Source organism: Piscinibacter defluvii (genome assembly GCF_004011805.1).
Classification (GTDB): Bacteria; Pseudomonadota; Gammaproteobacteria; order Burkholderiales; family Burkholderiaceae_C; genus Piscinibacter; species Piscinibacter defluvii.
In genome coordinates this window covers 1-3504 of sequence record NZ_RCHJ01000076.1, presented here as the reverse complement: position 1 = coordinate 3504, position 3504 = coordinate 1, and the positions used below count along the sequence as shown (strand labels likewise).

Here is a 3504-nt window from a genome sequence, read left to right as displayed (position 1 = left end):
CTCAACTTCCAAGCAATCAACCCTCACGTAGGGCAACCCACTTGAATTTTAGGAGAGCCAGAGACTTCCTTCATTCGCGCAATAAGGTCTGCGTCTCTCGGGTCGAAGCGCCTGCCGCTGAACGTGAATGCAAGGTGCAGAGACCCCAACACGAGGACGATTGCTGCGCTGAGGGCGAAGAGGCCTTGCGATACGTGGACCAAGTGGTTCCCCTGTGCGGCCTAACGTTTGAGCTGAGGCGACCGCCGTGGGTTGGCGCTTGGGCCGCGAGGCGGATGATATGAACAACTGCCTCGCGGCCCAAGTGCTCGGCCCAAGTGCCAAGCCGTGGAGGGTCGCCTCGAGCGAAGGGTTAGGCCGCACTCTCGAGCGAAGGCTGGCCAGGCTTGTGTGGTGGACGTGCACGCACTGCAAAATTGGCCAGTCGCTTGTTGGCGCAACGAGTCAAGTGCACGGGTTCACTTGTAGTCGTACGTGTAGCACCAGGCTAGAACCTCCGAAAGCCCTTGAGGTGCCTCCGGTCGGAGCCTCGCGAAATCCGCGCATGCGAGGCTTCCTAGTTCGGACAGTTCTTTCGCTCTGGCCCACGCATCGGACCGATAGAAGTCCTGTTCGGCGAGCTTTAGCTGGACAAGCAGTTCCTCTGCCAAGTTGGGTTCGAATGTCTCTCGGACAGCCTGATCGTCTCGCCAAGGGTAGGGGCGCGATCCGTAACCCACCCAAACGGCCGCGGCTCGGACAAGATCTGAATTTGCCGCCGTTCCTACTTGCATGTTGATTCCGTCGTGGAAGATGTGTGGGCTGTGCGGCCTAACGTTTGAGCTGAGGCGACCGCCGCGGATTGGCGCTTGGGCCGCGAGACCGATGATAGGCACCACGGGCTTGCGGCCCAAGTGCCAAGCCGTGGAGGGTCGCCTCGAGCGAAGGGTTAGGCCGCACTCGCGGAACGGGCTAGGTTGATGCGAGCTTGCTGCTCGAGCCTGGAGTAGAAGAACTCCGTGCCGTAGATGCGAGGGCGGGCCAGGAAGCTGCGAAGAATGGCACTTCGCTTCTGCTTGAAGACCGCCTCTGGCACGAACTCGTACTCCGCCCGAACCTGCTGCTCATACTCCGCGAAGCGGGGCGCACTTGCCCCGAGGATGCAGAGGTCTATGTCAACGAGGAGCTGTTCATCGGGACTCGCTGGAAGCGCGGTGTGCTTGGTGACAAGAACCAGCGCGGCTACGCGACGAGCCGCCTCGTGTGACGCTCCAGCGGCGACGAGACTGGTTTCGGCCAAGCTGGCACTCAAGTCCTCGTTGCCAGGCGCACGTGGCTCATAGACTGCGTCGTGAAACCACAGCGCAGCCTCAACCTCTTGGGGCTGCGCCGCGAGATGGGCTGAAGCTTCGAACCACGTAAGGCACTCTTCGAGGTGCTGGAGCGTGTGATAACTGCGCCGGGGCTCGGCGTACCGCGACGTCAGGTTCTCGCGCAGGCTTGAGTGTTCAAGCGCGGCACTGAACGCGGCGGCGATGCGAGACCAGGAGCGGCGCAGAACTTCGGACATGCGGCCTAACGTTTGAGCTGAGCGGCGGACAGCGGCATGGCGCACTGGCCGCGAGGTGCAACATGTACCTCAGCACCTCGCGGCCAGTGTGCCACGCCGTTGGCCGTCCGCTCGAGCGAAGGGTTAGGCGTCACTGGCGATCTCCGCAAGTTCCTTCCTGAACACCCGCGCACGCGGTTGGCGCAGCGTGGTGTCCGTGATGTGCCAGTGAAGGAGGAGTCCCATTTCGTCCGTGCCTGACTCGGAAGGCTTGAATTCGCGACGGACGGCGTAAATGTTGAAGTGGATGTGGTCATCATCTCCACGCGGCTGCGTAGAGGCGAGTGTGCAAAATACGCGGTTGATGTCCACGTACGCGAAGCCACGGTCCTCGATGATGAACAAAGGAAACGTGGCGGTCGGCGTTTGGACGATGCGATGGAAGTGCCGGACCTCTGGGGCAATGCTGTTCAGCTCGCGCTCCGCAGCTTGCTGGTGCTCAAACACACCTGAAAGCCAGCGCCAGCCTTTGGCGTTTGTGGATTCGATTACGAACATATGCGGTCGGGTCGCAGCAGTTGAGCCGCGCTGCTGCGGCCGGGTGGTGAATGTGACGCCTAACGTTTGAGCTGAGGCGACCGCCGCGGATTGGCGCTTGGGCCGCGAGCCCGATGATATGCACCACGGGTTCGCGGCCCAAGCGCCAAGCCGTGGAGGGTCGCCTCGAGCGAAGGGTTAGGCCGCACTCGCGTGCCAGCCAGGCTACAAGCCTTGTGTGACTACCAGGTTCGAGTTCGTCGCACTTTGACGGAGCGTGCGCAGTGGGGCGTACTCGGGTGAGTTCCACCACGCTTGAAAGCGCTCCATATCCGGGAACTCGAGAATGACGCTGCGCTTTGGAGACCAGGAGCCCTCTAGAACCTGGGTTGCGCCACCGCGTGCCAGGTAGCGCCCGCCGTGGGCGGCGATGGTTGCTGGGACCTTCTGTCGGTACTCTTCAAACAGCACTTGATCAAGTACTTCGATGTCGGCGATCACGTAAACAGCCATGGTGTCTCCTGCGCAGGCACTCGGCAGCGAGCAACGCGCTCGTGCCACCGGCATTGTGAGTCTTGCCAGCACGACCTCGCGCGAAGGTTGTGGCTAAAGGCCCGCGCAGGTGGCTTCGTGCGGCCTAACGTTTGAGCTGAGGGGCCGTAGCCGGGAAGGCGCTTGGCCCGCTGGCCGGATGATGGACCACACCGGCTGGCGGGCCAAGTGCCTTGCCGGCGGAGGTCCCGCTCGAGCGAAGGGTTAGGCGCCTTTGCGCGCACCTTGACTACGGCGTGATGCATCGTTCGTTGTACGAGGCTTCAAGGTCGCGCAGCGCTAGTACTTCCTTGTCATTGAGCTGGCTCTCCCTCTTTCGCTTGAGCGCAATGACGTCTCGCATTCCCAGGCACTGAGCGCTCCGGATCTCCGACTGCTGCCGCTGTGCCCGGGCAAGGTCACGTTCCGCAACCTTCGCCCTCAATGACTGGCTCTCGTCGTCACGCACTTGCTTGCGGGCTTCCTGGTCTTCGAGTGCACACTTCTGCCGATACTCGTCCTGCAGCGAATCGAGGACATCTCTGCGAACGCCGCGCGACGGCCCGGTTCGGATCGCCTCTGCAATTGATGCACACCCCGCACTAAGGTACTTGACATGTTCCTGGGCCTTTGGCGCACCAGGCAGGGGAGGCGAGTAGGGAGTAGCAGGTTCTGCGCGCGACGGCCCAATGGCTCCAAGCTTCCCTGGCGTTCCAATGACCGTACAAGGTCGATCGGAGTAGTAGGTGCCGCTGCCAGAGCTACAGCGATAGGTTTGACCGTAAGCAGATGGGGTGAGCGAGAGAAGGCCAAGGACCAAGAGAAGTGGGTATCGCATGTTCGACAAGTCGCTTGCTGCAACCGCAACGATATCCGACGCGACCAGAAGGACATGAACTCAACCGCGA

General features: G+C 61.8%; 3 protein-coding genes. All 3 read right to left on the bottom strand.

What is annotated here, in order from left to right; all coding sequences use genetic code 11:
* Positions 1 to 928: 928 nt before the first annotated feature.
* On the bottom strand, positions 929 to 1549 hold the full coding sequence (locus D9C15_RS32750; protein WP_128003647.1) for an HD domain-containing protein: 621 nt from the start codon (positions 1547 to 1549) through the stop codon (positions 929 to 931).
* A 123-nt stretch (positions 1550 to 1672) separates the two neighbouring features.
* Positions 1673 to 2086, bottom strand: a complete 414-nt coding sequence (locus tag D9C15_RS32745) for a hypothetical protein (RefSeq protein ID WP_128003646.1) — start codon at positions 2084 to 2086, stop codon at positions 1673 to 1675.
* Positions 2087 to 2290: 204 nt separating this feature from the next.
* On the bottom strand, positions 2291 to 2578 hold the full coding sequence (locus D9C15_RS32740; protein WP_128003645.1) for a DUF1330 domain-containing protein: 288 nt from the start codon (positions 2576 to 2578) through the stop codon (positions 2291 to 2293).
* Positions 2579 to 3504 lie beyond the last annotated feature (926 nt).